This window comes from Lentzea rhizosphaerae (assembly GCF_042649515.1).
In the GTDB taxonomy this organism is placed as follows: domain Bacteria; phylum Actinomycetota; class Actinomycetes; order Mycobacteriales; family Pseudonocardiaceae; genus Lentzea; species Lentzea aerocolonigenes.
The window spans coordinates 855036-878971 of record NZ_JBHRZI010000015.1; the positions used below are offsets into that span (position 1 = coordinate 855036).

At 69.6% G+C, this 23936-nt stretch carries 23 protein-coding genes and 1 pseudogene; 9 read left to right on the plus strand and 15 right to left on the minus strand.

From position 1 onward, the window contains the following. Positions 1-7: 7 nt before the first annotated feature. Positions 8-619 carry a TetR/AcrR family transcriptional regulator gene (locus ACFOWZ_RS21190; RefSeq protein WP_382374981.1) on the minus strand — a complete coding sequence of 204 codons (612 nt, stop codon included), beginning with the start codon at positions 617-619 and terminating at the stop codon, positions 8-10. Positions 620-675: 56 nt separating this feature from the next. On the opposite strand from ACFOWZ_RS21190, the gene ACFOWZ_RS21195 reads away from it, so the two are divergent. Beyond that, entirely contained in the window at positions 676-1149 is a 474-nt protein-coding gene (locus tag ACFOWZ_RS21195) for a GNAT family N-acetyltransferase (RefSeq protein WP_382374983.1), read from the plus strand. Here the strand turns inward: ACFOWZ_RS21195 and ACFOWZ_RS21200 are convergent. Then, on the minus strand, positions 1142-1981 hold the full coding sequence (locus ACFOWZ_RS21200) for a helix-turn-helix transcriptional regulator (protein ID WP_382374985.1): 840 nt from the start codon (positions 1979-1981) through the stop codon (positions 1142-1144). The two genes, ACFOWZ_RS21195 and ACFOWZ_RS21200, sit on opposite strands and share 8 nt — an antisense overlap. 99 nt (positions 1982-2080) lie before the next feature. Between ACFOWZ_RS21200 and ACFOWZ_RS21205 the strand changes: the two genes are divergently transcribed. Continuing rightward, positions 2081-2848: an SDR family oxidoreductase gene (locus ACFOWZ_RS21205; RefSeq protein ID WP_382374987.1), complete on the plus strand. Its 768-nt coding sequence runs from the start codon at positions 2081-2083 to the stop codon at positions 2846-2848. 627 nt (positions 2849-3475) lie between these two features. Here ACFOWZ_RS21205 and ACFOWZ_RS21210 read toward each other — a convergent pair. Both ACFOWZ_RS21210 and ACFOWZ_RS21215 read right to left on the minus strand, forming a co-directional pair. Further along, positions 3476-4333, minus strand: a complete 858-nt coding sequence (locus ACFOWZ_RS21210; protein ID WP_382375117.1) for an HNH endonuclease signature motif containing protein — start codon at positions 4331-4333, stop codon at positions 3476-3478. Between the two features lie 33 nt (positions 4334-4366). Then, positions 4367-4675: a hypothetical protein gene (locus ACFOWZ_RS21215; protein WP_382374989.1), complete on the minus strand. Its 309-nt coding sequence runs from the start codon at positions 4673-4675 to the stop codon at positions 4367-4369. Between the two features lie 538 nt (positions 4676-5213). Here ACFOWZ_RS21215 and ACFOWZ_RS21220 point away from each other — a divergent pair. From ACFOWZ_RS21220 to ACFOWZ_RS21235, 4 genes and pseudogenes are all read left to right on the plus strand, one after another. Continuing rightward, complete coding sequence (locus tag ACFOWZ_RS21220; RefSeq protein WP_382374991.1) at positions 5214-5609, plus strand: hypothetical protein; 396 nt, start codon at positions 5214-5216, stop codon at positions 5607-5609. A gap of 23 nt (positions 5610-5632) precedes the next feature. Further along, positions 5633-6175, plus strand: coding sequence for an SMI1/KNR4 family protein (locus tag ACFOWZ_RS21225; protein ID WP_382374993.1), 543 nt, complete (start codon positions 5633-5635; stop codon positions 6173-6175). 112 nt (positions 6176-6287) lie between these two features. Continuing rightward, positions 6288-8096 (plus strand): annotated as a pseudogene (locus ACFOWZ_RS21230) (glycoside hydrolase family 3 protein); the annotation flags it as partial. A 27-nt stretch (positions 8097-8123) separates the two neighbouring features. Beyond that, a complete protein-coding gene (locus ACFOWZ_RS21235; RefSeq protein ID WP_382375119.1) occupies positions 8124-8510 on the plus strand; it encodes a carbohydrate-binding protein in 387 nt (128 codons plus the stop codon). Between the two features lie 224 nt (positions 8511-8734). On the opposite strand, the gene ACFOWZ_RS21240 is transcribed toward ACFOWZ_RS21235, so the two are convergent. Next, entirely contained in the window at positions 8735-8923 is a 189-nt protein-coding gene (locus ACFOWZ_RS21240) for a hypothetical protein (RefSeq protein WP_382374995.1), read from the minus strand. Positions 8924-9228: 305 nt separating this feature from the next. Between ACFOWZ_RS21240 and ACFOWZ_RS21245 the strand changes: the two genes are divergently transcribed. From ACFOWZ_RS21245 to ACFOWZ_RS21255, 3 genes are all read left to right on the plus strand, one after another. Further along, the gene (locus tag ACFOWZ_RS21245) at positions 9229-9600 is read left to right on the plus strand and encodes a hypothetical protein (RefSeq protein ID WP_382374997.1); all 372 of its coding nucleotides are present in this window, start codon (positions 9229-9231) and stop codon (positions 9598-9600) included. Positions 9601-9652: 52 nt separating this feature from the next. Further along, the gene (locus ACFOWZ_RS21250) at positions 9653-12526 is read left to right on the plus strand and encodes a glycosyl hydrolase family 95 catalytic domain-containing protein (RefSeq protein ID WP_382374999.1); all 2874 of its coding nucleotides are present in this window, start codon (positions 9653-9655) and stop codon (positions 12524-12526) included. Positions 12527-12652: 126 nt separating this feature from the next. Further along, positions 12653-13411, plus strand: coding sequence for a FadR/GntR family transcriptional regulator (locus ACFOWZ_RS21255; RefSeq protein ID WP_382375001.1), 759 nt, complete (start codon positions 12653-12655; stop codon positions 13409-13411). A 26-nt stretch (positions 13412-13437) separates the two neighbouring features. Here the strand turns inward: ACFOWZ_RS21255 and ACFOWZ_RS21260 are convergent, their stop codons facing one another. From ACFOWZ_RS21260 to ACFOWZ_RS21305, 10 genes are read right to left on the minus strand one after another with little or no spacing between them, the layout of a single operon-like run. Next, entirely contained in the window at positions 13438-13695 is a 258-nt protein-coding gene (locus ACFOWZ_RS21260; protein WP_382375003.1) for a helix-turn-helix domain-containing protein, read from the minus strand. After that, a complete protein-coding gene (locus ACFOWZ_RS21265) occupies positions 13692-15080 on the minus strand; it encodes an alkaline phosphatase family protein (RefSeq protein WP_382375005.1) in 1389 nt (462 codons plus the stop codon). The genes ACFOWZ_RS21260 and ACFOWZ_RS21265 overlap by 4 nt, the downstream gene beginning before the upstream one ends. Next, positions 15077-16168: a metabolite traffic protein EboE gene (gene eboE, locus ACFOWZ_RS21270; protein WP_382375007.1), complete on the minus strand. Its 1092-nt coding sequence runs from the start codon at positions 16166-16168 to the stop codon at positions 15077-15079. The genes ACFOWZ_RS21265 and eboE overlap by 4 nt, the downstream gene beginning before the upstream one ends. Beyond that, a complete protein-coding gene (locus ACFOWZ_RS21275; RefSeq protein WP_382375009.1) occupies positions 16165-17019 on the minus strand; it encodes a TatD family hydrolase in 855 nt (284 codons plus the stop codon). The genes eboE and ACFOWZ_RS21275 overlap by 4 nt, the downstream gene beginning before the upstream one ends. Beyond that, positions 17019-18347 (minus strand): EboA domain-containing protein, encoded by a 1329-nt coding sequence (locus ACFOWZ_RS21280; RefSeq protein ID WP_382375011.1) that lies wholly within the window; start codon positions 18345-18347, stop codon positions 17019-17021. Before ACFOWZ_RS21280 ends, ACFOWZ_RS21275 begins: the two co-directional genes overlap by 1 nt. Beyond that, complete coding sequence (locus tag ACFOWZ_RS21285; RefSeq protein WP_382375121.1) at positions 18344-19123, minus strand: SCO3242 family prenyltransferase; 780 nt, start codon at positions 19121-19123, stop codon at positions 18344-18346. The genes ACFOWZ_RS21280 and ACFOWZ_RS21285 overlap by 4 nt, the downstream gene beginning before the upstream one ends. A gap of 9 nt (positions 19124-19132) precedes the next feature. Further along, the gene (locus ACFOWZ_RS21290; RefSeq protein ID WP_382375013.1) at positions 19133-20320 is read right to left on the minus strand and encodes a substrate-binding domain-containing protein; all 1188 of its coding nucleotides are present in this window, start codon (positions 20318-20320) and stop codon (positions 19133-19135) included. Positions 20321-20361: 41 nt separating this feature from the next. Continuing rightward, the gene (locus ACFOWZ_RS21295) at positions 20362-21345 is read right to left on the minus strand and encodes an ABC transporter permease (protein ID WP_382375015.1); all 984 of its coding nucleotides are present in this window, start codon (positions 21343-21345) and stop codon (positions 20362-20364) included. Then, positions 21342-22343 carry an ABC transporter permease gene (locus ACFOWZ_RS21300; RefSeq protein ID WP_382375123.1) on the minus strand — a complete coding sequence of 334 codons (1002 nt, stop codon included), beginning with the start codon at positions 22341-22343 and terminating at the stop codon, positions 21342-21344. The genes ACFOWZ_RS21295 and ACFOWZ_RS21300 overlap by 4 nt, the downstream gene beginning before the upstream one ends. Before the next feature lie 5 nt (positions 22344-22348). Next, positions 22349-23869 carry a sugar ABC transporter ATP-binding protein gene (locus ACFOWZ_RS21305; protein ID WP_382375017.1) on the minus strand — a complete coding sequence of 507 codons (1521 nt, stop codon included), beginning with the start codon at positions 23867-23869 and terminating at the stop codon, positions 22349-22351. Positions 23870-23936 lie beyond the last annotated feature (67 nt).

Sequence of the window (23936 nt, forward strand, 5' to 3'; positions counted from 1 at the left end):
CTCGAAGTCAGGCAGGCATTTTTGGACCAGCAAGTCCAGAAAATCGGAGGTGATCGATCAACGTGTCCAGCACCGCCTCCAGGTGCGCTATGTCGCCGGTAGACCTCAGCACCTGCACGCCGCCCTGGATGCCCGCGATGAACGCCGCCGCCACGCGATCGCCGTCGACGCTCTCGCCCACCAGTCCGGCCGCCTGCATCTCGGCGATCCCTCGTCGCACGTGGGACTGCCACTGGCTGAGCAACGTGCTCACGACTTCGTTGGCGCCCGGTGTGCTGCCGACCTGGCTCATCAGCGCCCCCAGCGGGCACAACCGACCCTGCGCGCGGTACCGGGCGACCACCGAGTCACGCCACCGGTCCCAGGCCGCCCACGAGGTCAGCGAGCCCAGGTGCGGTTGCTGGTCCTCCAGCACGCGATCGGCTTCGAAGCGGGCGACGGCGAGGAAGAGCTCCTCCTTGCCGTGCGGGAAGTAGTGGAAGATCTGCCCCTTGCTGGTGCCGGTGATCGCGCGGATGTCGTCCAGCGTCACGCCTGCCGGGTCGTCGCTGCGCAGGTACGCCGCCGCGCCCTCGATGATGCGCTGCCTGGTCGCGCGCCCCTTGGCCGTGAGTGCCATTCCTCCGAGAATAGCCTGGACCAGCCGGTCCACTGTGATTGAATCAGGAAATGGGGATGAGTGAAGTGTCGTTGAGGCCGGTCGAGGAAGCGGACTTCGACACGTTGTTCGAGTTCATGCGTGATCCGGAGTCGGTGCGGATGGCCGCGTTCACCGCGAAGGACCCCGACGACCGTGCCGCGTTCGACGCGCACCTGCGCAGGAACCTGGCGCGGACCGACGTCACGAACCGCGTGATCGTCGGCGACGGGCGGGTCGTTGGCACCGTCGCGGCCTTCGTGATCGAGGGCGACACCGAGATCACCTACTGGGTCGACCGCGCCGTCTGGGGTCAGGGCGTGGCCAGCCGGGCCGTGGAACTGTTGCTGCGCGAGGTCACCGTTCGCCCGCTGTACGCACGCGCCGCCAGCGACAACGCGGGCTCGCTGCGGGTGCTCACCAGGGCGGGCTTCGAGGTCGTCGGCACCGACGTCGGCTACGCGGAGGCGAGGCAAGCGGAGATCGAGGAGACCATCCTGCGACTCAGCTGACGAACTTCTCCGTGCCCAGCACGCCGAGCAGCTGCAGCTTCTCGAACGCCTCGGTGCGTGGCGGTGCGGTCAGCACCAGCAGGGCCTGTGACTGGTCCTCGGTGAACAGTGCCTGACAGTCCACCTCGATCTCGCCGAGCTGCGGGTGCACGAGCACCTTGTGGTCCTCGAACCTCTTCGAGACCTCGTGCCGTTCCCACAGCTCGGCGAACTCGTCGCTCTCGCGTTGCAGCACGCGGACGAGCTCCCCGGCCCGTGAACGCGCGCCCATCGACGCGTAGGCGGCGCGCAGGCTCGCCACCTGGGCGCGGCTCTGCCGTTCGCGGTCGTGCTCCGGGTAGATCAGGCGCTCGTCCGGGTCGGTGAACCAGCGGTAGATCCCGCTGCGCGCCAGGCCCGTGAAGCGGGACGAGTCGCCGTAGAGGGCCTCGGCGAACCGGTTCTGCACCAGGATCTCGCCGAGGTTGGACAGGATCAGCGCGGGCGTGTCGTCGAGCCGGTCCAGCACCCGTTGCAACGCGGGCGCGACGTGCGTGGAGGTGACCTGCGGCGACGGGGCGTTGCGGCCGGCGACGAGGAACAGGTAGTCGCGTTCGTCGTCGCTCAGCCGCAGCGCGCGGGCCAGCGCGGCGAGCATCTGCTCGCTCGGCTGCGGACCCCGTTGCTGCTCCAGGCGCGTGTAGTAGTCCGTGGACATCGCGGCGAGCGACGCGACCTCCTCCCGCCGCAGCCCCGGCGCCCGCCTGCGCGCACCGACCGGCAGGCCGACGTCCTCCGGCCGCAGCTCTTCCCGGCGGCGGCGCAGGAACGCCGCGAGCTCCACACGATCCATGGGCCCAGTATGGAGAGACTGCGCGCCTTGACCAGGGATCGCCGATCCCCCGATGAGCGGTCTCTGCCGCGGCTCGTCGCGGTGCCAGAAGCTCAGGTCATGGACATCACCGGAAACACCGTCTTCATCCCCGGCGCCACCAGCGGCATCGGCCTGGCGCTCGCCCTCGCGCTGAAGGAGCGCGGCAACACCGTGATCGTGGGCGGACGTCGCACCGAGCTGCTCGAGAAGATCGCGGCCGAACACCCCGGCGTCGAGACCGTCCGCATCGACACCACCGACGCCGGCAGCGTCCAGGCTGCGGCCGAGGACGTGATCGCCCGCTTCCCGGCGGTGAACGTGCTGATCACCATGGCGGGTGTCATGCGCGTGGAGGACTGGCACCGCCCGGACTTCCTGGAGTCCGCCGAGAACATCATCACGACCAACGTGCTGGGCCCGATCCGCCTGATCGCCGCGTTCGTCGAGCACTTCCAGAGCCTGCCGGACGCCACGATCATGACCGTGTCGTCGGGCCTCGCGTTCGCGCCGCTGAAGGTGACGCCGAGCTACAACGCGTCCAAGGCCGCCATCCACATGCTCAGCGAGACGCTGCGCCTGCAACTGGCCGACACGACCGTGAAGGTGGTGGAGCTGGAGCCGCCGTCGGTGCAGACGGACCTGCTGCCCGGCCAGGCGGACAACGACCACGCCATGCCGCTCGACTCCTACGTCACCGAGGTCATGAGCATCATCGAGGGACAGCCGGACGCGCGCGAGATCCAGGTCGAGCGCGTGAAGTTCCTGCGCTACGGCGAGGCGCGCGGCGACTACGACCAGGTCGTGGCCGCGCTCAACGGCTCCGACCCGCACGGGAGGCTTGAGTGATTCCGGCGCGGGTTCCAGCAGAGGGGTCGCCTTTCGCTGGTGTGGTCACTTTTGTGTTGACGGTCGCTTTGGGTCGTATGACGAGCCGGGTCTTTTCATCGCCGCTTCGCGACGATTGCGATTGGGGCTTGACTTCGGGGCCCTTGCGAGGCGCTCATCGGCCTTGAAAAGCCGGGCATAAGGAGCCCGGCCGATCCAACCAGCGTAGCATCTCGCTCCCAAAGTCAAGCCCCAATCGCAATCGTGCGTGGTCCCGTTTGTTGTTCGGCTTCCGTCATTACCGCTTGCCCGATGACGCATTGCCCTGTCCGGCTCGGCTTCGGATTCGGCTTAGCGAGATTGACTGCACTGGACGTGACCACCCAGGACCCCCTGCGGGATTACCTCGGCGGGACTAGCTCCGCAGGATTGATCTCGGGGGATTGCCCTCGCCGGAATCGCCTCGCGGGAATCGCCTCGCGGAATTGTCTCTACGCGGCTGTAGTACCACGAGGCAGGGGGCAACGGCCGCCCCATGCCGCCGTTGGTTTCTCGGCGTTGGCGAGGTGCCTGGCGGTGGCCCGGCAGCGGTAGCGAGAGTGCCTGGCCGTGGCCGGGGCGGCCTTCATCGGCACCGCCTGGCCGTGGTCAGGCGGTGTTGATCAGGTTGCGTCTGGGCCTTCGCTGGGGATCGAGCCAGGCCGGTGCGTAGAAGGTCGGGATGCCGTTGATCATCCGGACTTCCCACTTGCTCTGGTGGATCAGCGTGTGGTGCGCACGGCACAGCAACACCGCGTTGTCGACCGAGGTGTCCCCGCCGTCGGCCCAATGCCGGACGTGGTGGCCGTCGCAGTGCCGGGGCGGTCTGTCACACCCCGGGAAGGCGCAGCCACGATCCCTGAGAACCAGGGCGCGGCGGATGCGGGCGGGGAAGCTACGAGTCTTGCGGCCGATGTCCAGCGGCTGACCCTCGCCACCCAGTACCGCCGGGATGATGCCCGCGTCGCAGGCCACCCGGCGGAGCTGGTCGGCGGGGAGGTGCTGGCCGGTGTCCAGCATCGCCTCGCCCACCTGCTGGACCAGGTCCTCGTAGCGCATCGTCACCGTCATCGTGACCGGCTCGCCGCCGTGTTCGGGCAGCTGGTCGGCGCGCAGCATCAACTCGATCAGCTCGGCCAGGGCGTCGCCTTCGCGTTGGGAGAGGGTGCGCGGGTCCGGGCCCTCGTCCGAAGTCTGCGGGCGGGGCTTGGCCAAGGGATCGAGCAGCGCCTCGTACTTGGCGCCGGTGACCTTGTCCAGCTTCGCCCGGATCTCCAGCCGCCCGTTCTTCCACTGCATCGAATGCTCGTTCGCAGGTGGCGGTGTCGGGTCGGGCTCGCGGGGCTCGGGGTCGTCCTGGTAGAGGGAGTAGGCGAGTTTCCCGCCCAGGGTGCGCACGGTGCGGGGCTCGAAGGTGCGGGCGTAGCCCACCACGGTCGCCTCGTGCTCGGCGGGCACGGTCCTCATCACCGCGGCCACCGCCGCCACGTGCTCGACCGACTACACGCCCTCGGCCACCGCCTCCGCCGTCAGCGGAAGCACCGGAGCCAGTTCACTACCGGTCGGGGTGATCTCGCCGGTCAGCAACAAGGCAGTGTCGATCCACCGCGTGGCGACATGCAGATCCCAGCGGACAACATGCCGCAACACCTGCGGCAAATTCCTGTAACCCAGCTCGCTCGCGGCCCCACGCCGATCCAACTCGGCAATCATCTGCAACGCGGCATTCTCACGAACCCGGATTTCCGTCACCTCGTCGACGAGACTGCGCAGCAGCTCGTCGGTGGAGAGGAGGCGGGTTTCGATCACGTGTTCTACTCTACCGCAAGATCACAACAAGATAACGGGAAATGGCGAACACAATCGAGTGAATCACCCAGCCGTCACACCCCAACGGGAACGCGATGCCGAAGGCGAGCCGTACAGGGCTAGGCGAACGCAGGCAAGCGGTAATGAGGCGAGCCGAACAACCCAACGCAACCACGCACAAGTGCGATTGGGGCTTGACTTTGGGTGCGAGGTGCTAGCCTTTTCGGATCGGGCGGGTGCGGAGCATCCGACCTTTTCCGCCCGACACAGCGCCTCGCAAGGGCCCCGAAGTCAAGCCCCAATCGCAATCGTCGCGAAGCGGCGATGAAATGGCCCGGCTCGTCATACGACCCAAAGCGACCACCAACACAAGGCGACCACACCAGCAGAAGGTGACCCACCCCGCTGGAACCCGCGCCGAACCACCCAAAGCCAGACCCGCACGCGGCGTACACCAGAGATCCTGGGGTGGTTGCGGTGTGATCCCCGTTCCGCGCGGGTACCTCTCCCCCAGCTTCTCAGGGGAAGCAACACCACCATGCCGCGTCGCCTGGCCGTGCTGCCGCTCGTGCTGTTGACCACCGCGGCCGGACTCGACCTCGTGCACCTGCTCACCGGCAGCGCGGCGGTCGCCTACGTCACGTGGCACCTGATCGCCGCCGGCCTGCTGCTCGGTATCGCGGTGACCGCCGCGCAGTGGCTCGACCGGATCTTCGGCGAGACGGTCACCCGCGCGTCCGGGCGTGACCTGGGTGCGGTCTTCGTGCTCGCGCTGTTCGGGGTGAGCTGGGCGTTGCGGCTGGGCCAGACGGGGTGGGAACCGACGTGGGCCGCCGTGCTCGCGGGGTGGGTCGGGGCGCTGAGCGCCGGTGTGGTGCTTCAGGGCCGGTCGCCTATCCAGCGAGCCCAGCTCGATGGCGCGTCGGCTCAGTGACGGCAGCTCTGTACCGTGCGCGCGTGGAGATCACCGACGACCGCGCTTTCCCCGCCGCGCTGGCCGCGCTGAGCGGCATCGACTTCCCGTACGACTACGACGAGAAGACCGACACCCCGGATCCGGGCAACATCGACTACGAGCCCTACGACGAGTTCGACTCCGCCGAGGAGACCACTGACTGGATCAGGGCCTGGACCGGCAACGACGAGCTGAACGGTGACGCGTTCCGGGCGTTCGGGCAGGACGGCACCGGTGGTCTGGCCGTGCTGTGGCTCGTGCGGCCGGGAGCGTTGACCGAGCAACCCGTGGCGTTCTTCGGTTCCGAGGGCGAGGTCGGTGTCGTGGCCCGCAGTCTGGGCGAGTTCCTCTGGCTGCTGGCCGGTGGCGTCGGGCCTTTGGAGGCCGTGGAGTTCGGAGCCGACAGCGGTGTGCCGCACGAGGAACTCCGTGCTGTGGCGGAAAAGCACTCCGGTGTCGAGCCCCGCACGCCCGCCGAGGTGCTGGCGGCGGCGCGGGCGGAGTTCCCGGACTTCGCGGAGACGGTGCAGTCCTGGTGCCGGTGAACCGGTCATCGTTCCGGTTCACCAATGGTCTACACCACTTTGGGGGTGCGGGATACGCTCGGCGAACCTGTTGTGCCGCAAGGTGAACAGGCCCTCGTCCTGCGGAGGCTTCATGAGAAAGCTCCTCGCGGCCGTGCTCCTGCTCACGGCCGCAGCAGTCCCCACCAGCGCCGCCGCCGCGGCCGACCCGATCTACAAGGACCCGGCGCAACCGATCCCCGCCCGCGTCGCCGACCTGCTCGGCCGGATGTCGCTCGACGAGAAGGTCGGGCAGATGACGCAGGCGGAGCGCGCCGCGGTGAGCAACGCCGACCTGACGAACTTCCGGATCGGCTCGCTGCTGTCCGGCGGTGGGTCCGCGCCCTCGCCGAACAACGCCACGGCGTGGGCGGACATGTACGACAACTTCCAGCGCGCCGCGACGGCGACGCCGCTGGGAATTCCCCTGATCTACGGCGTGGACGCCGTGCACGGGCACAACAACGTCGCCGGCGCCACGATCTTCCCGCACAACATCGGCCTCGGCGCGACCCGCGACCCGGCTCTGGTGCAGCGGATCGGCCGGGCCACGGCGGAAGAGGTGTCGGGCACCGGCATCGACTGGGACTTCGCGCCGTGCCTGTGCGTCGCGCGCAACGACCGGTGGGGCCGCACCTACGAGTCGTTCGGCGAGACGCCCGAGAACGCGACGTCGATGACCACGCTGATCACCGGGTTGCAGGGCACCGAGCTGTCCGACCCCGGCTCGGTGATGGCCACCGCCAAGCACTACATCGGCGACGGCGGCACGACCGACGGCGACGACCAGGGCAACACGCAGCTCACCGAGGCGGAGCTGCGGGCGGTCCACCTGCCGCCGTTCCGCGAGGCCGTCGCCCGCGGCGTCGGTTCGGTGATGATCACTTACAGCAGCTGGAACGGCGTGAAGACCCACGGCCACAAGTACCTCGTCACCGATGTGCTGAAGAACGAGCTGGGCTTCAGCGGCCTGGTCGTGTCGGACTGGAACGCGATCGACCAGATCGACGGCCAGCCGGGCTTCACCGCCGCCGAGGTCCGCACGTCGATCAACGCGGGCCTCGACATGATCATGGTGCCGACCGAGTGGCGGTCGTTCATCACGTTGCTCAAGGCGGAGGTGCAGGCGGGCCGCGTGCCGATGTCGCGCATCGACGACGCGAACCGCCGGATCCTGACCAAGAAGTTCGAGCTGGGCCTGTTCGAGAAGCCGCTGACCGACCGCTCGTACACCTCGACCGTCGGCAACGCGGCGCACCGGGCGCTGGCGCGGGAGGCCGTGCGCAAGTCCCAGGTGCTGCTGAAGAACCAGAACGGCGTGCTGCCGTTGCCGAAGACCGCCTCGAAGTTGTTCGTGGCGGGCAAGAGCGCGGACAACATCGGCCACCAGAGCGGCGGCTGGACGATCTCCTGGCAGGGCGGCAGCGGGCCGGTGACCCCGGGAACCACTGTGCTACAAGGGATTCGCGCGGCCGTGTCTTCCTCCACCACGGTGACCTACAACCGCAACGGCACGGGCATCGACGGCAGCTACCAGGCCGCGGTCGCCGTGATCGGCGAGACCCCGTACGCCGAGGGCGCCGGTGACCGCCCCAGCGGCATGGGCCTCGACAACGAGGACCTCGCGACGCTGAACACCCTGCGCGCGTCCGGCGTCCCGGTCGTCGTGGTGCTCGTGTCCGGGCGCCCGCTGGACATCGCGGCCCAGCTGCCGGGCTGGCACGCACTGGTCGCGGCCTGGCTGCCGGGCACCGAGGGCAACGGCGTGGCGGACGTCCTGTTCGGCGACCACAAGCCGACCGGCACGCTGCCGTTCACGTGGATGCAGAGCGCCGGCCAGCAGCCGATCAACGTCGGTGACAGCAAGACTCCCCTGTTCCCCCACGGGTTCGGCGCGCAGTTCCCGGCCACGCAGAACGCCTACGCGCTGATCGGCGCCTCCTACTACGACGAGCAGCGCGGCACGCAGGTCGAGCGGTGCACCGACTCGGGCTGCGGGCAGAACGTCGGCTACCTGACGCCAGGCGACTACGTGGCCTACGCGGACGTCGACTTCGGCGCCACCCCACCGACCTCGGTGACCACGCGGATCGCGTCCGGCTCGAACGCGGGCGGCACCCTGCAGTACCGCCTAGACAGCCCGATCGGTCCGCTGGTCGCCACCGTGTCGGCGGCGAACACCGGCGGGTGGCAGACGTGGACGAGCCGGACCGCGGCGGCGTCGGGGGCGACCGGGGTGCACCGGCTGTACCTGGTGGCGACCGGTGGCACCGGCGGTGACCTGGCGAACGTGAACTGGTTCCAGTTCGCCCGCTAGCTCAGGGCAGGTCGGCGAGCGGGCGGTGTTCGCCGTCCCGCTCGCCGAGGCCTCGGACTGCGACGCCGGGTCGTTGGGGCCGGGAGTTGGTAGCCGGACCGTCGGGGCCAGGCGGTGGTAGTCGCGGACGTCGAAACCCACGTGACACGGTCACGGGAGTAACGGGGCTCGTCGCTGCTGCTCCGCCTTGCACTCGTTGCCGCACAACGGATGAGACTGATGGGTCAGCGCTGGCGGTAGTGGGCGATCAAGCCGGCACCGCACAGCAGGGTGAGCACGCCGAAGGTGACGCTGACGACGGTGCCGAGACCTGCGATCGACGTCCCCGCGTTGCAGATCGCGCTCACCACGAGGGCGGTCCACAGCAGAAACCGTTGGCGTTGCTTGCTTGCGTTCGTCGCGATGTTCGTCATGCCACAAACGCTAGTGAACAGGTGCTGTTCTGAAGATCCCCTCAGCTGCCGTGTGCGAGGTGGAGCAGGCTCCACTCCCGTGGCCCGGATGTTGAGATGTGCGAACGATGAAAGCCCAGCTGCTGCTCCGGGCCATTGACCGTCGTCGGCCGTGCACCGGCGCTCATCTGCAGGCCATGTCTGCGAAAGTTCGATGAGCACGCTCACTGATGACCAACCATGGTTTCGAAACGATCAGGAACTCCTGCTGCCAGTAGGCGGCTTGGCGCCGGTCACAGATTGCGTTAGCGTTCACATCACAGCGTGTGCCGATTCGTGTGCAGATCGGATCGGTCGCCGTTGCGCTGTTCGTGCTCGCCGTCAACGATGATGGGGTCCGCATGTGCAGTCCAGCACGCTTTCGACGTCGACAGAAGACGAAAGTCTCTTTCCTGCGCAGTCGACTGATTTTCGACTGGGGCCAGGACAACGTGTGGGCCTGGGGCGCAGGTATGGACAACAGCTGGCGCACCACCGGTGACATCGCGGCGAACTACAACAGCATGCTCAGCACTCGCGAACAGACGAACCAGCAGTGGCTGTGCAACTCCGCCGGCTCGATGATCGGTGTCCAGTCAGGACAGTGCCTCGACATCACCGGGGCGTCCACGGCCGACGGTGTGATGGGCCAGCTGTGAACGTGCAACGGCGGCAGCAACCAGCGATGGACGCTGGGATAGGAGTTGCGTGATGGACCTGCCCATCGACCGCAGGCGTTTCCTCACCGCCGCCGCGCTCACCGGGGCCGCGGGCCTGCCCGGTGGATGGCTGTCCGGTACTGCGGCGGCGGCCGTACCGTCGCAGATCACCCTGCCCGAGCGGGGTGTCCACGACACCAGTCCGGCCACGTCCTGGACGGACGGTTTCCTCACCGGCAACGGTGAGTACGGCGCCACGCTGTACGGAGCGCCGACGCTGGAGAAGGTGATCCTCAACTATCACCGCCTCGTGCTGCCCAACGGTTCCCGATCGCTGACCCCGCCGGTGATTTCGGGACGTCTGCAAAGTGTCCGGGACAAGGCGCTCGCCGGTGACTACGCCGGCGCGAACCGGGACTTCGCGGCCGGCTGGTCGCTGCGCTGGACCCAGACCTACCACCCGGCGTACGAGCTGCGGATCGCCACGCCGGACATGACCACGGCCAACGACTACGGCCGCGTGACCGACTTCCGCACCGGCGAGGTCACCACCAGCTGGACCGACAGCTACGGCACGTGGACCCGCCGAGCGTTCGTCTCCCGCGCCGACCGGGTGATCGTCCACGAACTGACGCCGGCGCCCGGCCGGACGATCGATGCGACCCTGAGCGTGCACACCGCGTTGGACGGAGTGCCCGGCAACGTGGGCTTCGCGACCCGGGCCGCGGTCAGCAACGGTTCCGGCTACCTGAACCTGCGCGGCACCTATCCCGCCGGGCAGGGCGCGTTCGGCTACGAGGGCGTCACGCGCGTTGTCGCGACCGGAGGCACCGTCTCCGCCAGCGGGGCCACCGTCGTCGTGTCCAGGGCAGCGCGGCTGCTGCTGCTCACCAAGCTCGACCGGTACGAGACGCCGAACGCGTGGGACTCCCAGCCGCTGCACGCGGCGCTGGCCGCGGTCGACACCGACTACACCGCGCTGCGTGCACGGCACACCGCGATCCACACCGCCTGGTACGACCGCTCGCGGCTGGACCTCAACGTCTCGTCCGCCGACCGGAGCCTGTCGGTCAGCCAGCTGATCGCCAGGCAGAACAACAACAAGAGCGTCATCGACATCGCGCTGCTGGAGCGTCTCTACGACTCGGGGCGGTACCTGTTCATCAGCTCCAGCGGGATCCTGCCGCCGCGGCTGACGGGGATCTGGACCGGCACGTGGACCGGCGCCTGGGCCGACGACTTCACCACCGACGCCAACGTCAACCTCCAGGTCGCCGGCGGCAACATCCTGGACACCCCCGAAGCCATGCAGGGCTACTTCGCCCTCGTCCTCGGCCAGCTCGCCCAGTGGCGCACCAACGCGCGGAACCTCTACGGCGCCCGTGGATTCCTCGCCCCGTCCCGTACCGACGGCGAGTACGGGCACATGCTCCACTTCGACGCCGGCTTCCCCGGCCAGACCTGGACCGGCGGCGCCGACTGGCTGCTCTACCCGCTCGTCGAGTACTGGGAGGTCACCGGTGACCAGGCGTTCCTGCGGGACAAGCTGGGGCCCGCGCTCATGGAACTGGCGCTCTTCTACGAGGACTTCCTGACCCGAACCGACGCGAGCGGCAAAGTCGTGTTCGTACCGTCGTTCTCGATGGAGAACGCGCCCGGCAACACCCGCGTGTTGTTCGCCGTCAACGCGACCGGTGACATCATGGCCGGCAAGCACGCGCTCCAGGCCGCCATCGCCGCGGCCAACGCACTCGGCGTGGAGCAGGGCAGCGGCCAGGGCGTCCAGCGCTGGACGGCGTTGCTCGGGAAACTGCCCGCGTACCGGATCAACGGGGACAACGCCCTGGCGGAGTGGTCCTGGCCGAGCCTGAACGACAACTACAACCACCGGCACGTCCACCACCTGTACGGGGCCTGGCCACTGCACGAGATCAATCCCGAGACCCGGCCCGACCTGGTCGCACCCGCGTTGCGGGCACTGGAGCTGCGCGGCGACGAGAACCTCTCCGCCCACGGGAGCCTGCACCGGGCACTGGCCGCCACCCGGCTCAAGGACGGCGGGAAGGTCTACGCCAACCTCCGCAAGATCATCGGCAACAACATGGTCTTCCGGTCGCTGATGACCTCGCACAACCCGAACCTGGAGACCTACAACGCCGACGCCGCCCACGCGATACCCGGTGTGCTGGCCGAGGCGTTGCTCTACTCCCGGCCCGGTGTGCTGGAGATCCTCCCCGCCCTGCCCGGGCAACTGGCCAAGGGCTCGATCACCGGTGTGCGGGCGCGTGGCCAGATCCGGGTCCACAACCTCAGCTGGGACCTGTCCGCCCGCACGGCCACGCTGTCCGTGACGTCGGCGGTCGACCAGGACGTCACGCTGATCAGCCGCCGCGGCATGACGTCCGTGACCACCTCCGCGCCCGTCACCGTGTCGCCGCTGGGGCCGCACGCCAGAGTCCTGTCCCTGACGGCAGGCCGGCTCGTCGACGTCACCGTCGCGCTGCAGGGCGGGTACGTGCGACTGGTCAACCGGCGCAGCGGCAAGGTTCTCGACGTCACCGGGAACGGGACGGCCGACGGTGTCAAGGTCGTCCAGTGGACCTGGTCCGGCGGTGCCAACCAGCAGTGGCAGCTTCTGTCCAATCCGGACGGTTCGGTCCGCCTGGTGAACCGCAACAGCGGGCGGCTGCTCGAGAGCCCGAGCGGAGCCGGCCAGGGCACCCAGCTGGACCAGTGGCAGGACACCAACAGCGACAACCAGTGGTGGAAGCTCACCGGCACCGGTGACGGCTACCACCGGCTCGTCAACGTGCGCACCGGTCTGTGCGCGGACGTGGACGGCGGCTCGACGAGCGACGGCGCCCGCGTGATCGAGTGGCCCACCAACACGGGCACCAACCAGCAGTGGCAGATCGTCGACGGTTGACCCTGCATCGCCCGTGCTGAAACGACATTCGACCGCCGGCTCTTCCAGCTTTCATTCCTCGTTCAACGGATGGTCCTGCTCGTCCCGGGCGTCTGTACCCTCGTTGCCAGAAGCAAAGTCGTACTCATGACGAGGAGTCCCTCGGTGGACGCTGATGCCGCTTACGCACCGCCAGCCTCCTACCGACCGGGCTACGAGCTGGTGGCGGAGCGGATCCTGCAGCTCATCGCGGAGCTGGAGTTGCGTCCCGGCGATCGCATGCCGACCGAGAACGAGCTGGCGGGCCGGATGGGGACCAGCCGGACCGTGGTCAGGGAGGCGGTGAAGATCCTTTCGGCGCTCGGGAGGGTGCGTGCCCACAAGGGGCGCGGGCTCTACGTGGCCGACGACGACGGCATGCTGGGAACGTCGCGGTGGGGTGGCTTCTTCATGCCCACCGACCTCGACCACGTGTACATGCTCTTCGAGTTCCGCCGGGTCCAGGAGACCGCAGCCGCGAGGATCGCGGCCACCCGCGCGACGCCTGCCGAGCTGCGCGCCATCGAGGTCGCCGCCGAGCTGTGCCGGGAAGGGCACGTCACCGGGCAGGCGGCGTTGTTCGACCGCGGCGACGAGGACTTCCACCTGGGCATCGCGGCCGCGTCGCACAACCAGTTCCTCCTCGCGGCGGTGCGCGAGGCGCGCCGGTTGCAGCGCCAGTCCAACGTCATCGGGCTGAACGGCGGGGTCGGCAGTCACACCGCGGAGGCGGTGGAGGAGCACGCCGCGATCTACCGGGCCATCCGCGAGGGGAACGAGGACGCTGCTGCCGCGGCCGCCGCCGTGCACGTCGACAGGACCCTCGAGGACTACCGGCGGGAGATCCAGCGCCGCGTGTTCGGGTGACCGCCTGCTCAGGGCTCACGTGTCGGTCAACCCGGCCGGAGCCATCCCAGCTCGGCGGCGAGCACGCCGAGCTGGAACCGCGACTGCACGCCGAGCAACGACTGCAGGCGGGCGATGCGCCGGTACAGGGTGCGCAGGCTGACACCGAGTTCGCGGGCGATCGCGGGATCGGTCGCGCCCGTGCGCATGAGCCTCAGCAGGCGCTGGGTCGCCGCCGTGGGCTCCTCGGCCACCGTCACGGAGAAATCGCGATTCGGGTGCGCCTCGGTCGGGGAGCTGATCATCGGCTGAGCTCCTCCACTTCAATCCCCTGCAGTTCCAGCAGGAAAGCGCGGACTTCGGTCGCGGTGATCCTGCCGGTGAGCTCGACCGATCGCGGTGCCACCGGATCCGAGCACAACAGCACCGGCCCGTCCGCCGCCCGGTCGGGCAGCCTGCCGTGCGTGCCGCGCACGCACGAAGGGTTCAGCGGCACGACGTTCATCGTGTATCTCAGCCCGAGCTTCTTGCGGGCCAGGTTCAACCCGGCTCTGGCCTTGACGAGCGGGTCGGCCGGGTCGAAGAACAGTTCCGCGGGGTCGTAGCCGGGTTTGCGGTGGATGTCCACACCACGGGCGAAGTCCGGTGCACGCTGGTCGTCGGTCCAGTAGTAGTAGGTGAACCAGGCGTCCGGCTCGGCCACCGCCACCAGTTCACCGGACCGCTCGTGGTCCAGCCCGACGGACGCCTGCGCGGCCCGGTCGTACAGCACGTCGACACCGGGAAGGTCCGCGAGGACCGCCCTCGTCCTCGGGAGGTCGGCAGGATCGGCGACGTAGACGTGCGCGATCTGGTGGTCGGCCACCGCGAAGGCCCGTGACGTCCACGGATCCAGGTACTCCATGCCCGCCTGTGCGTAGACCTCGAGCAGGCCTTCGGCTCGCAACGCCCGGTTGATGTCGACCGGGCGGCGTGCGTCGGTGATGCCGTACTCCGACAACGCCACGACGGTGGCGTCCGACGCGTCGGCCAGCAGAGGCGCCAGCGCCCGGTCCACGTCCGCCGCCGCCTCGGCCGCCTGCGGTGAGGACGGTCCGAACCGCTGCAGGTCGTAGTCCAGGTGGGGCACGTAGACCAGCAACAGGTCAGGCCGCTTTTCGGCGAGGACCTTCCGCGCGGCGCCGATGATCCACTCGCTCGACGCCAGTGCCGCCGTGGGTCCCCAGTACTGGAACAGCGGAAACTCGCCCAGAGCCTCGGTGAGTTCGTCGTGCAGACCGGGTGGACGGACGTAGCAGTCCGGCGACTTGCGCCCGTCCGCGTGGTAGATCGGCCGAGGGGTCACGGTGATGTCGGTCGAGGCTCCCATCGCGTACCACCAGCAGATGTTGGCAGCGGTGTAGCCAGGACGGCCGCGACGCGCGGTCTCCCAGAGCTTCTCCCCGCGGACGAGGCGGTTGTGCTGACGCCACAGGTGGATCTCGCCCAGGTCGCGGAAGTACCAGCCGTTGCCGACGATCCCGTGCTGTGCCGGGGTCAGGCCGGTGAGCAGCGTGGCCTGCGCGCTGCACGTCACGGCGGGCAGCACCGTGCCGAGTTCCGCCTGCCAGCCCAGCCGCGAGAGATTGGGCATGTGTTTCAGGAGCGCCGGGGTCATGCCGACGACGTTGAGGACCACCAACGGTTTCACACCGCCACCCCCGTCCGCAGGTGCTGCGCCGCCCAGCGCAGTTCCGCCGCGATGCCGTCGGAGAGATCGCCCGCACCCGGCAGCACGGTCCACGTGTAGGTCTCCACTTCGACGTGGGTGCCGGGGTCCACCGCCGCCACCGCGGCCACGAGCACGTCGGTGGTCGACGTGAGCGGTGCGGACGGAACAGCGTGCAACGGCACGTGGAAGTGCACGCGCCACGGGTGCTCGGCGGGCAGGGTCTCGAACGCCTCCGGCAGGTCGTCCGCTGCCAGGACACCGCCTGGGGTGTTCTCCCGGACCTGGTGCAGGTAGCGGGGTTCGCTGTACTCCGCGACCGCGCTCCTGCCCGCCGCGGTGCCCGGTTCCGGCACCTCCAGTGCCGCCGACGCCTGCACCTTGACCACGTCCAACCCCGCTGCGCGGACCGACGCGACCGTCTCGGCCGGATCGGCGAACGACACCGCGAGGTGACAGGTGTCCAGGCAGATCCCGATGTGGTCCGGGTCGACGCGGCCGGCCAGCCAGCCGACCGCGTCGGCGACGGTGTCCAGCACGCAGCCCGGTTCCGGCTCGACGGCCAGCCTGATCGGCCTGCCGTGCCGGCGGGTCTCGGCGCGCAGCGCCAGGGTGAGCTCGGCGAGAGCCTCCGCGGCACGGTCGTCGTCGCGCCCCGTCCACGGCTCTCGCCAGGCCAGCGGCAGGGTCGAGATGCTGCCGTAGGACGCGGAATCGGGCAGCAGCTCGGCCAGTACGGCCGCGCAGTCCACTGTGTACTCCAGACGGCGCGGATCGGTCCACGTCGGGAAGTACACCGCGTGCTTGACCACCTCGTCGTGGAAGTCGCCGTACGGGAACGCGTTGAGCGTCGAGACCGTCAACCCTCTGCTCGCGAGCTCGGCGCGGAACTGCCGCAGTGCGCTGCCGTCCTCCACGAGTCCTCGTGCGACCGGTGCGGGCAACCACAGTCCCAGTGCGAGCGTGTCCGCCTCCAGCGCCTCCCGCACCCGGACCGCGTGCCGGTCGAGTTGGGTCAGGATGCCCGCGAGATCGGGAGCCGGGTGGACGTTGGTGCAGTAGGCGATCACCGTTCACCCCGCAGCACCGAGCTGCCGGTGGCCGCGTCGACCGCACCCGCCGCCACCGGTTCGAGCGCGAGCCTGCCGCTCTGGCCGTAGAACTCGACCGGATTGCGCCACAACACGGTGTCCACTTCGGACTCGTCGAATCCGGCGTCCAGCATCGCCAACCCGGTCTTGCGGGTCTTCAGCGGATCGGACCGGCCCCAGTCGGCGGCGGAGTTGACCAGCATCCGCTCGGTGCCGTACTCGGCGAGCAGCGCCACCATCCGCGCCTCGTCCATCTTGGTGTCCGGGTAGACGGAGAACCCCATCCAGCAGCCCGCGTCCGCCACCATCTTCACGGTGGTCTCGTTGAGGTGGTCGACCAGGACGCGGTGCGGCGCCAGGCCCGACTCGCGGACCACGTCCAGCGTCCGCTGCGTGCCCGCCTGCTTGTCCCGGTGCGGTGTGTGCACCAGGACCGGCAGGTCGTGCCGCAGCGCCAGTTCCAGCTGGCGAGCGAACGCGTCGTCCTCCTCCGGTGTCATCGAGTCGTACCCGACCTCGCCGACCGCGACCACACCGTCCTTGGCCAGGTAGCGCGGCAGGACGTCCAGCACCTCGGCGCACCGGGGGTCGTTGGCCTCCTTGGGGTTCAGGGCGAGCGCGCAGTGGTGTGCGATGCCGAACTGGGCGGCGCGGAACCGCTCCCACCCGAGCAGGCTGTCGAAGTAGTCGACGAACGACCCGACGTTCGTCCGGGGCTGGCCGAGCCAGAACGCGGGCTCGACCAGCGCTCGCACGCCGGCGTCGCGCATGGCCTCGTAGTCGTCGGTGGTGCGGGACGTCATGTGGATGTGCGGGTCGAAGATGCGCATCAACAAGCCTTTCCGAGCAGGGCGAGAGCGTCGGCGGGAACCGGACGGCCGGCCGCGCGGCGTTCGTCGGCGAACGCGGCCACCATGCGCAGCAGCTCCGCGTCCGAGTGCCGGTCGAGACCGTCGACCACGGTCAGCGGGATGCCCATGAACAGGCACTTGAGCACACCGTGCCGCCACGCGTGCCTGCCGAGGTGCCGGGTGGCGAACGGGCCGAGCGCCGCCGCGACCAGGTCGGTCTCGTTGCTGCGCAGGGCGTCCTCGACCAACGCGACCCCGGCTGCCGGAGCACGGTCCCCCATCTCGGCCAACCCGCGCAGGACACCTCTCCGTTCCGCGGAGGTGCCGTACCGGTAGAGCCTCGTGAAGCCGTCGACCGGATCGTCGGACACGTCGGCGAACGCGGTGAGCAGGCGGACCCGTGCGGCGTCCTGCCCTGGTCCCGCCGCCCTTCCCGCCGCGGGGAAGAAGGTGTCGATCACGCCGGGGTCGGCGCGGACCGCCCGTTCCGCGTCGGCCAGCCACTGCGCCGCGCGCAGCGCTCGCAGTGCCCGCGCCGCCACGTCCGGTGCGGCGTGGCTGTGCCGGGGCAGTTCCACCGCGGCGACGCCGGTGTAGCCGATGTCCGTCAGTGCGGCGAGCGTGGCGGGCAGGTCCAGTTGTCCCTCACCGAACTCCAGGTGCTCGTGCACTCCCGGCAGCATGTCGTCGAGCTGCACGTTGACGAGCAGGTCGCCCGCCTGCCTGATGCACGCCGCCGCGTCCTGCGGCTCGACCGCGACGCAGTGCCCGACGTCGAGGGTGATCCGCAGCTGGTCCGGGTTCCCGAGCTCGGTCCGCAGCCGCAGTGCCTGGTCGAGCCGTTCCACGACCATGCCCGGCTCCGGCTCCAGTCCTGTCGGGACGGACGGCCCGTTCTCCAGCACCGCGGCGACGCCCGACTTCAGGTGATCCCAGGCGTCCGCGGATCCCACACCCGACCAGAAGGACACGCAGTCCGCGCCGAGGTCCAGCGCGATCTGCTTGGCGCGCACCAGGAAGTCGATCCGCACCTCCTGGTCTGAGCTGACCAGGGTCGGGTGGTGCTTGCGGCGCGGGTCGAGCAGGTAACGCGCGCCGGTCTCCACGACGACGCGCAGCCCCAGTTCGTGCAGGCGAGCGGCCAGCCGGTCGGTCTGCTTGACGACGTCGGCGGCGAACGGGTCCAGGTGGTGGTGGTCGAGGGTGAGCGCCACCGCGGTGTAGCCGAGATCGGCGATCACAGCGAGCGCGTCGTCGAGCCGGTGGTTGGCGAACCCGTTGGTGCCGTAGCCGAGGTGGAACGTCATGTGGGACTCACCTTCCTGCTCAACGCACGAGCCAGTGGCAGCACGAGCGGCAGCGCGGCGCCGTGCTCGGCCAGCGCGGACTGGAGCAGCACCATGCCGTGGATGCCTTCCTTCGTCGCGGCGCGGACGGACTCTGCCGACGGCTGCCGGACCACCTGCCACTGCGCACGCCCCACCGTGACCGCGTAGCCCAGTGCCGCCGCGATCCCGGCGAACCGCCGGGTGGAGAAACCCGCCGCCACCGCCGTCAGCACCGTGCCCGACAGGACCGCTTTCGCCGTAGCGGGTGACGTGCCGTGCACCTCGCCTCGCGACAACACCGTCACACCGAGGGTGTGCGCGGCCATCAGTCCGGCGGGCAGGACGGCCCGGCCGCCCAGCAGGACGTCGAACGCCCGGCAGGCGGCCATGGCGAACGGCCCGGCGGGCGTGGCCTTCAGCAGGGTGTCGTAGGCCCACACCGCCGAAGCGAGCGGCAGTGCGTTGCGCCCGGCCGCCGCGGCAAGACCGACTCCGAGCGCGGTGAGTCCGGCCGCGGTGGCCAGGGCCGCGTCCGGGCTGATCCGGCCGGACGGGATCGGCCGTTCCGGACGTTCGGCCGCGTCCAGGTCGCGGTCGGCCCAGTCGTTGAGCGCCATTCCCGCCCAGTACAACGACACGGACGCCAGCGGCAGCAACAAGCCCTTTCCCCGCAACGGTTTTCCTGCGCCGACCAGCGTGTCGCCCAGCACCGTGAGCGCCGCCGGTGCACGCACCAGGTCCACGTACGCCTTCAACATCCCGGGCTACTTCCAGGACGCCGGGTAGCCGGGCATGCCCTCGCAGCCGCACATGGCGTAGTGCAGCGGTGGCATGTCCTGCTTGATGAAGTCCTTCAACGTGTCCTGGGTGACCTTCGGCTGCGGCAGCACCCATTCCTTCGGCACCTGCTTGCCGCCGAGCACGCGCAGGGCGGCGATGACCGGCGTGCGCCACTGGTAGGTCGGATAGGTCGGGGCGACCGCGGTCATCTTCTCGTCGGCCCACATCCGCAGGAAGTCCTGCTGGTCCTCCCCCACGAACGGCGGGATCGCCGCGCCGGCGTCCTGGAAGGCCTCCACGGCCGCGACCGCGGTGGCGCCCGCGTCCATCCAGACGCCGTCGATCTTGCCTTCGCGCTGGATGTACTCGTTGACGATGCTCTTGGTCTTGGCCGCGTCGCCGTTGGTGAACTCGACCCCCACGACCTTCACCTGGCTGCCGGAGAAGATCTGGTCGGCCGCCGCCCAGCGCTGCTCCAGGACGTCCACACCGGGCAGGATGCGCAGGGCGAGGACCTTGCCACCCGGCTTCACCTTGTCCTTCAGGAACTCGGCCCCGTCCGCACCGAACGCGAACCCGCCGATCGGGTGGATGAACGTCACCGGGCAACTGGTCTTGACACCGCGGTCGAAGACGATCACGGGCACGCCGGTCGCGCAGGCGGCCTCGACGGCCGGGGTGAGCGTGGCGGTCGTGTTCGGCGAGACGACCAGCGCGCTGCACCCCTGTGACGCGAGCGACTGGATGTCGCTGATCTGCTTGTCGTCCTTGGCCTCCGCGTCGAGCACGGTGAACTTGGTGATCTCCGGGTGCAGCTTCACCTCCTCCTTCATGGTCTTGAACCCGACCTGCCGCCACGGGTTGTCCACCGAGGCGTTGGAGAAGCAGAGGTGGTAGCCGCCGCCCGGCTTGGCGTACTTGGCCGTGTCGACCAGTTGCGGTTCGAGCGCCTGCTCCCAGGGCTTCGCGGCACCGTCCTGCGAGTCGAGCCCGACAGCTTTCGCGGTGCGGAACCGCAGCTGGCGCTCGAACTCGGCCTGGTCGAAGAACTCCGACTTCGCCTTGGCGGACTCGGAGGTGCCGCCGGGGGCCTGCGGGGCGGGAAGGTCGCTGGAACAGCCGGCCAGTGTGAGAGCGCCCGCCAAGGCCGCGGCGGACCATTTCCTGTTCATTGAGCTGCTCCTCGGCTTCGTCGACGGGATACAGGCAGGGTTCAGGCGGTGTCGGGAACGGGCCGGCGCAGCAGCTGCCGCAGACCGGCTCCGTGCGCGGCGTAGGCCACGGCCGTGATGATGATCACGCCCTGCACGGCGGACTCGAGCGCGCCCGAGACACCGAGCAGGTTCAACAGGGAGAAGAGCGCTTCGAGCGACAACGCGCCCGCGGCCGCGGCGACGACCGATCCGCGGCCACCGCCGAGCAGGACACCGCCGAGCACCACCGCGGTGATGGCACGGAACTCCAGGCCCTCACCGACCTGCGCCGACACTCCCGCGAACCCGGCGAGCAGGATCGCGGCGACCGACGCGAGCAGCGCCGACAGCACGAACGCGAGCAGGCGCAGCCGATCCACCCGGCCGCCCGCGAGCCGGACCACGTTCTCGTTGTCCCCCACCGCGAGCAGCATGCGTCCGGTTCCGCTGCGCATGAACCACACCGCCGCGACGACCACGACCAGCAGAACGATCACCGACCACGGCAGCTGGCCGAGGACCGGAACGTCGGCACTGCCCCGGCCGAGGACGCGGAACGACGGGGACAGTGCGCCGCGCGGTGCTCCGCCCGACCACAGGAACACCGCGCCGTCGAGCACCAGCAGCATCCCCAGGGTCACGATGAACGACGGCACCAGCAGTTTCGTCGTGATCAGCCCGTTGACCAGGCCGACGAGGATTCCGCAGCCCAGCAGCAACGCGATCACCCACCAGGTGTTCGCGTCGTCACCGTCGACCAGCCGGGCGGCGACGACCACCTCGGCCGTGACCAGCGAGCCGACGGAGAGGTCGAAACCACCGGACACGATCACGAAGTACTGCCCGACGGCCAGCACCACGAGCGGCGCCGCACGTTTGAGCAGCGCGAGGTAGCCGCTGGGCTCCGCGTACGCGGGACCTGCGAACGCCAGTGCCACCACCAGGATCAGCAGCACGACCAGCACGGGCCCGGTGCCGTCGGTCAGGCGTGGCCGCGCCTTCACGCCGACCGCCCGGCAGTCCTGCGGCGGGCGTACAGCGCCACCGCCGCGATGAGCACGACGCCGCGCACGACGTCCTTGAAGAAGGAGTCCAGCTCGAGGTCGTCGAAGATCGTGTCCAATGTGGACAGGATCAGCACTCCTCCGATGGTGCCGGCCACACCGCCGCGTCCGCCCGCCAGGGCCGTGCCGCCGAGCACGACGGCGGCGATCGACTCCAGGTCGTACCCGGCGTCGGTGCCGACGTACGGGGCGCCCGACCCCAGCCGCCCGGCCAGGAACACCCCGGCGAGCCCGGCCATGACCGCGCACAGCACGTGCGCGGTGACGATCGTCCGCCCGGTGCGCACGCCGGAAAGCCTTGCCACGTCGACGTCCCCGCCGACCGCGTACATGTGGTAGCCGGTGCGGGTGCGCCGCAGGTACCACCACGCCGCCGCCGCGAGCAGCAACATCAGCAGCGCCGCCACCGGAACCGGCCCGATCCGGTCGTAGCCGATGTGCTGGAACGCGCGCGGCACGCTGCCCGCCGGGCCTGTGTAGTTGTGCTCCAGGTAGCCGCGCAACACCAGCGCGACGCCCAGCGTGGCGATGAACGCGTTGGCCTTCAGCACGGTGATCACCAGTCCGTTGACCAGTCCCACCACCGCCGCGACCAGCAGCGCCGCCAGCACACCCGGCACGATCATCGCCGGGCTGCCCGCCATCGTCTCGGCGGCCACCAGCGAACACAGTCCGATCAGGTAGGCCACCGACAGGTCGAGGGAACCGGTGACGATCACCAGCGTCTGTCCGATCGCGACCAGTCCGAGCACCGTAGCGCGCGTCAGGATGTTGAGGATGCCGCCGTGGTCGAGGAGTACGCCTCCCTGGGCTCCCACCAGCACGCTGCCGACCACCAGCAGCACGGCCAGTGCGAGGTACACGACCACGACCGGGGTGATCGCGCCCGTGCGCGTCCGCCGCGGCGCCGCGCCGCGGACCCGGACCTGCTCGCGCACGGTGCTCACGCCACCGCCTCCGGCCGATGCCCGGTGGCCAGTGCCATCACGGTTTCCTCGTCGGCACCGGCCGGCAGCTCGCCGGCCAGGGCGCCTTCGTGCATGACGAGGATCCGGTCGCTCATGCCGATCAGCTCGGGCAGCTCGGAGGAGATCATGAGGATCGCCATGCCGTCGTCCGCCAGTTCGCGCAGCAACCGGTACAGCGCCTGCTTCGCGCCGATGTCGATGCCCCGAGTCGGCTCGTCCACGATCAGCACGCGCGGCCGCACGGCGAGCCACTTGCCCAGCACCACCTTCTGCTGGTTGCCGCCGGAGAGGTAGCGCACTTCCTGATGCGGCCCGCGCGCGATGACGCCGACCTCGCCGAGCAGTCGCGTCAGATCCGCGGCCTGGCGAGCCGCCGCGCCGCGGCACGCCGCACGACGGACCAGCAAGGTGTTGTCCCGCACCGACTGCCGCAGCGCCAGGCCTTCGCCCTTGCGGTCCTCGGTGACGTACCCGATGCCCTTGCGGACGGCCGTGCGCGGACCGGTGACGCGGATCGGCACGCCGTCGAGTTCCACGGTGCCGGTCGTGAACGGCTCGACGCCCCAGATCGCCCGCGCGATCGCGGAACGACCGGAGCCCTGCAGCCCGGCGAGGCCCACGATCTCCCCCGCCCGCACGTCGAACGTCAGGTTCCGCACCCGTTCGTTTCCCGCTCCCCGCAACGAGATCCGCACCGCACCGGGGACGCCCGTGCGTTCGGGATACAGCGCCTCCAGCGGACGGCCGACCATGTGCCGCACGACCTGATCGGTGTCCAGATCGGCGGTCGGCGCACAGGTGACGAACGCACCGTCCTTCAACACCGTGATCCGTTCGCTGAGATCGAACACCTCACGCATCCGGTGCGACACGTAGAGGATTGCGATCCCACGGTCCCGAAGCCGGCGCACCAAGCCGTACAGCAGCTCGACCTCGTGGTCCGCCAGCGCCGCGGTGGGCTCGTCCATCGCGAGGACCCTGGCGTCCGCCGACAGCGCCTTGACGATCTCCACCACCTGCTTGCGGGCCACGGACAACCGGGCCACCTCGGTGCCGGGCTCGATGCCGTCCTCTCCCAGCCAGTCGAGCAGCCGCCGGGTCTCCGCCTCCATCGCGCGCCGGTCGACCTGGCCGCGCCGCACGGGTTCCCGGCCCAGGAAGACGTTCTCGGCCACCGTGCGGTGCTCGAGCAGGGTGAACTCCTGGTGGATGATCGCGATGCCCGCCGCCTGCGCGTCACGCGGCGCGGCGAACGAGACCTCCTCGTCCCGCACCACGATCCGTCCGGAGTCCGGCCGGTGAACTCCGGCCAGCACCTTCAGCAGCGTCGACTTGCCCGCGCCGTTCTCCCCCACCAGCGCATGCACCTCTCCCGCGCGCAACGAGAGATCGACGCCGCGCAGCACCGGTACGCCCAAGAAGCTCTTCTCGATGCCTTCCAGCCGCACGACGGCCACGGGGTGTTCCGTCCCCGGTGTTCCGTGGGTCACAGCCATGAGGCGAACGTAGGGCGGCTATTGGCGACTGTCAATCAAAAGTTGGCGCTTATCTGCCAGATAACAC

Bases quoted from the DNA above. Each gene is read 5' to 3' on its own strand.
- ACFOWZ_RS21190 (WP_382374981.1), bottom strand. From the start codon at position 619: ATGGCACTCACGGCCAAGGGGCGCGCGACCAGGCAGCGCATCATCGAG.
- ACFOWZ_RS21280 (WP_382375011.1), bottom strand. From the start codon at position 18,347: ATGACGTTCCACCTCGGCTACGGCACCAACGGGTTCGCCAACCACCGG.
- ACFOWZ_RS21200 (WP_382374985.1), bottom strand. From the start codon at position 1,981: ATGGATCGTGTGGAGCTCGCGGCGTTCCTGCGCCGCCGCCGGGAAGAG.
- ACFOWZ_RS21305 (WP_382375017.1), bottom strand. From the start codon at position 23,869: ATGGCTGTGACCCACGGAACACCGGGGACGGAACACCCCGTGGCCGTC.
- ACFOWZ_RS21240 (WP_382374995.1), bottom strand. From the start codon at position 8,923: ATGACGAACATCGCGACGAACGCAAGCAAGCAACGCCAACGGTTTCTG.
- ACFOWZ_RS21275 (WP_382375009.1), bottom strand. From the start codon at position 17,019: ATGCGCATCTTCGACCCGCACATCCACATGACGTCCCGCACCACCGAC.
- ACFOWZ_RS21220 (WP_382374991.1), top strand. From the start codon at position 5,214: ATGCCGCGTCGCCTGGCCGTGCTGCCGCTCGTGCTGTTGACCACCGCG.
- ACFOWZ_RS21255 (WP_382375001.1), top strand. From the start codon at position 12,653: ATGACGAGGAGTCCCTCGGTGGACGCTGATGCCGCTTACGCACCGCCA.
- ACFOWZ_RS21195 (WP_382374983.1), top strand. From the start codon at position 676: ATGAGTGAAGTGTCGTTGAGGCCGGTCGAGGAAGCGGACTTCGACACG.
- ACFOWZ_RS21260 (WP_382375003.1), bottom strand. From the start codon at position 13,695: ATGATCAGCTCCCCGACCGAGGCGCACCCGAATCGCGATTTCTCCGTG.
- ACFOWZ_RS21290 (WP_382375013.1), bottom strand. From the start codon at position 20,320: ATGAACAGGAAATGGTCCGCCGCGGCCTTGGCGGGCGCTCTCACACTG.
- ACFOWZ_RS21205 (WP_382374987.1), top strand. From the start codon at position 2,081: ATGGACATCACCGGAAACACCGTCTTCATCCCCGGCGCCACCAGCGGC.
- ACFOWZ_RS21210 (WP_382375117.1), bottom strand. From the start codon at position 4,333: ATGAGGACCGTGCCCGCCGAGCACGAGGCGACCGTGGTGGGCTACGCC.
- ACFOWZ_RS21250 (WP_382374999.1), top strand. From the start codon at position 9,653: ATGGACCTGCCCATCGACCGCAGGCGTTTCCTCACCGCCGCCGCGCTC.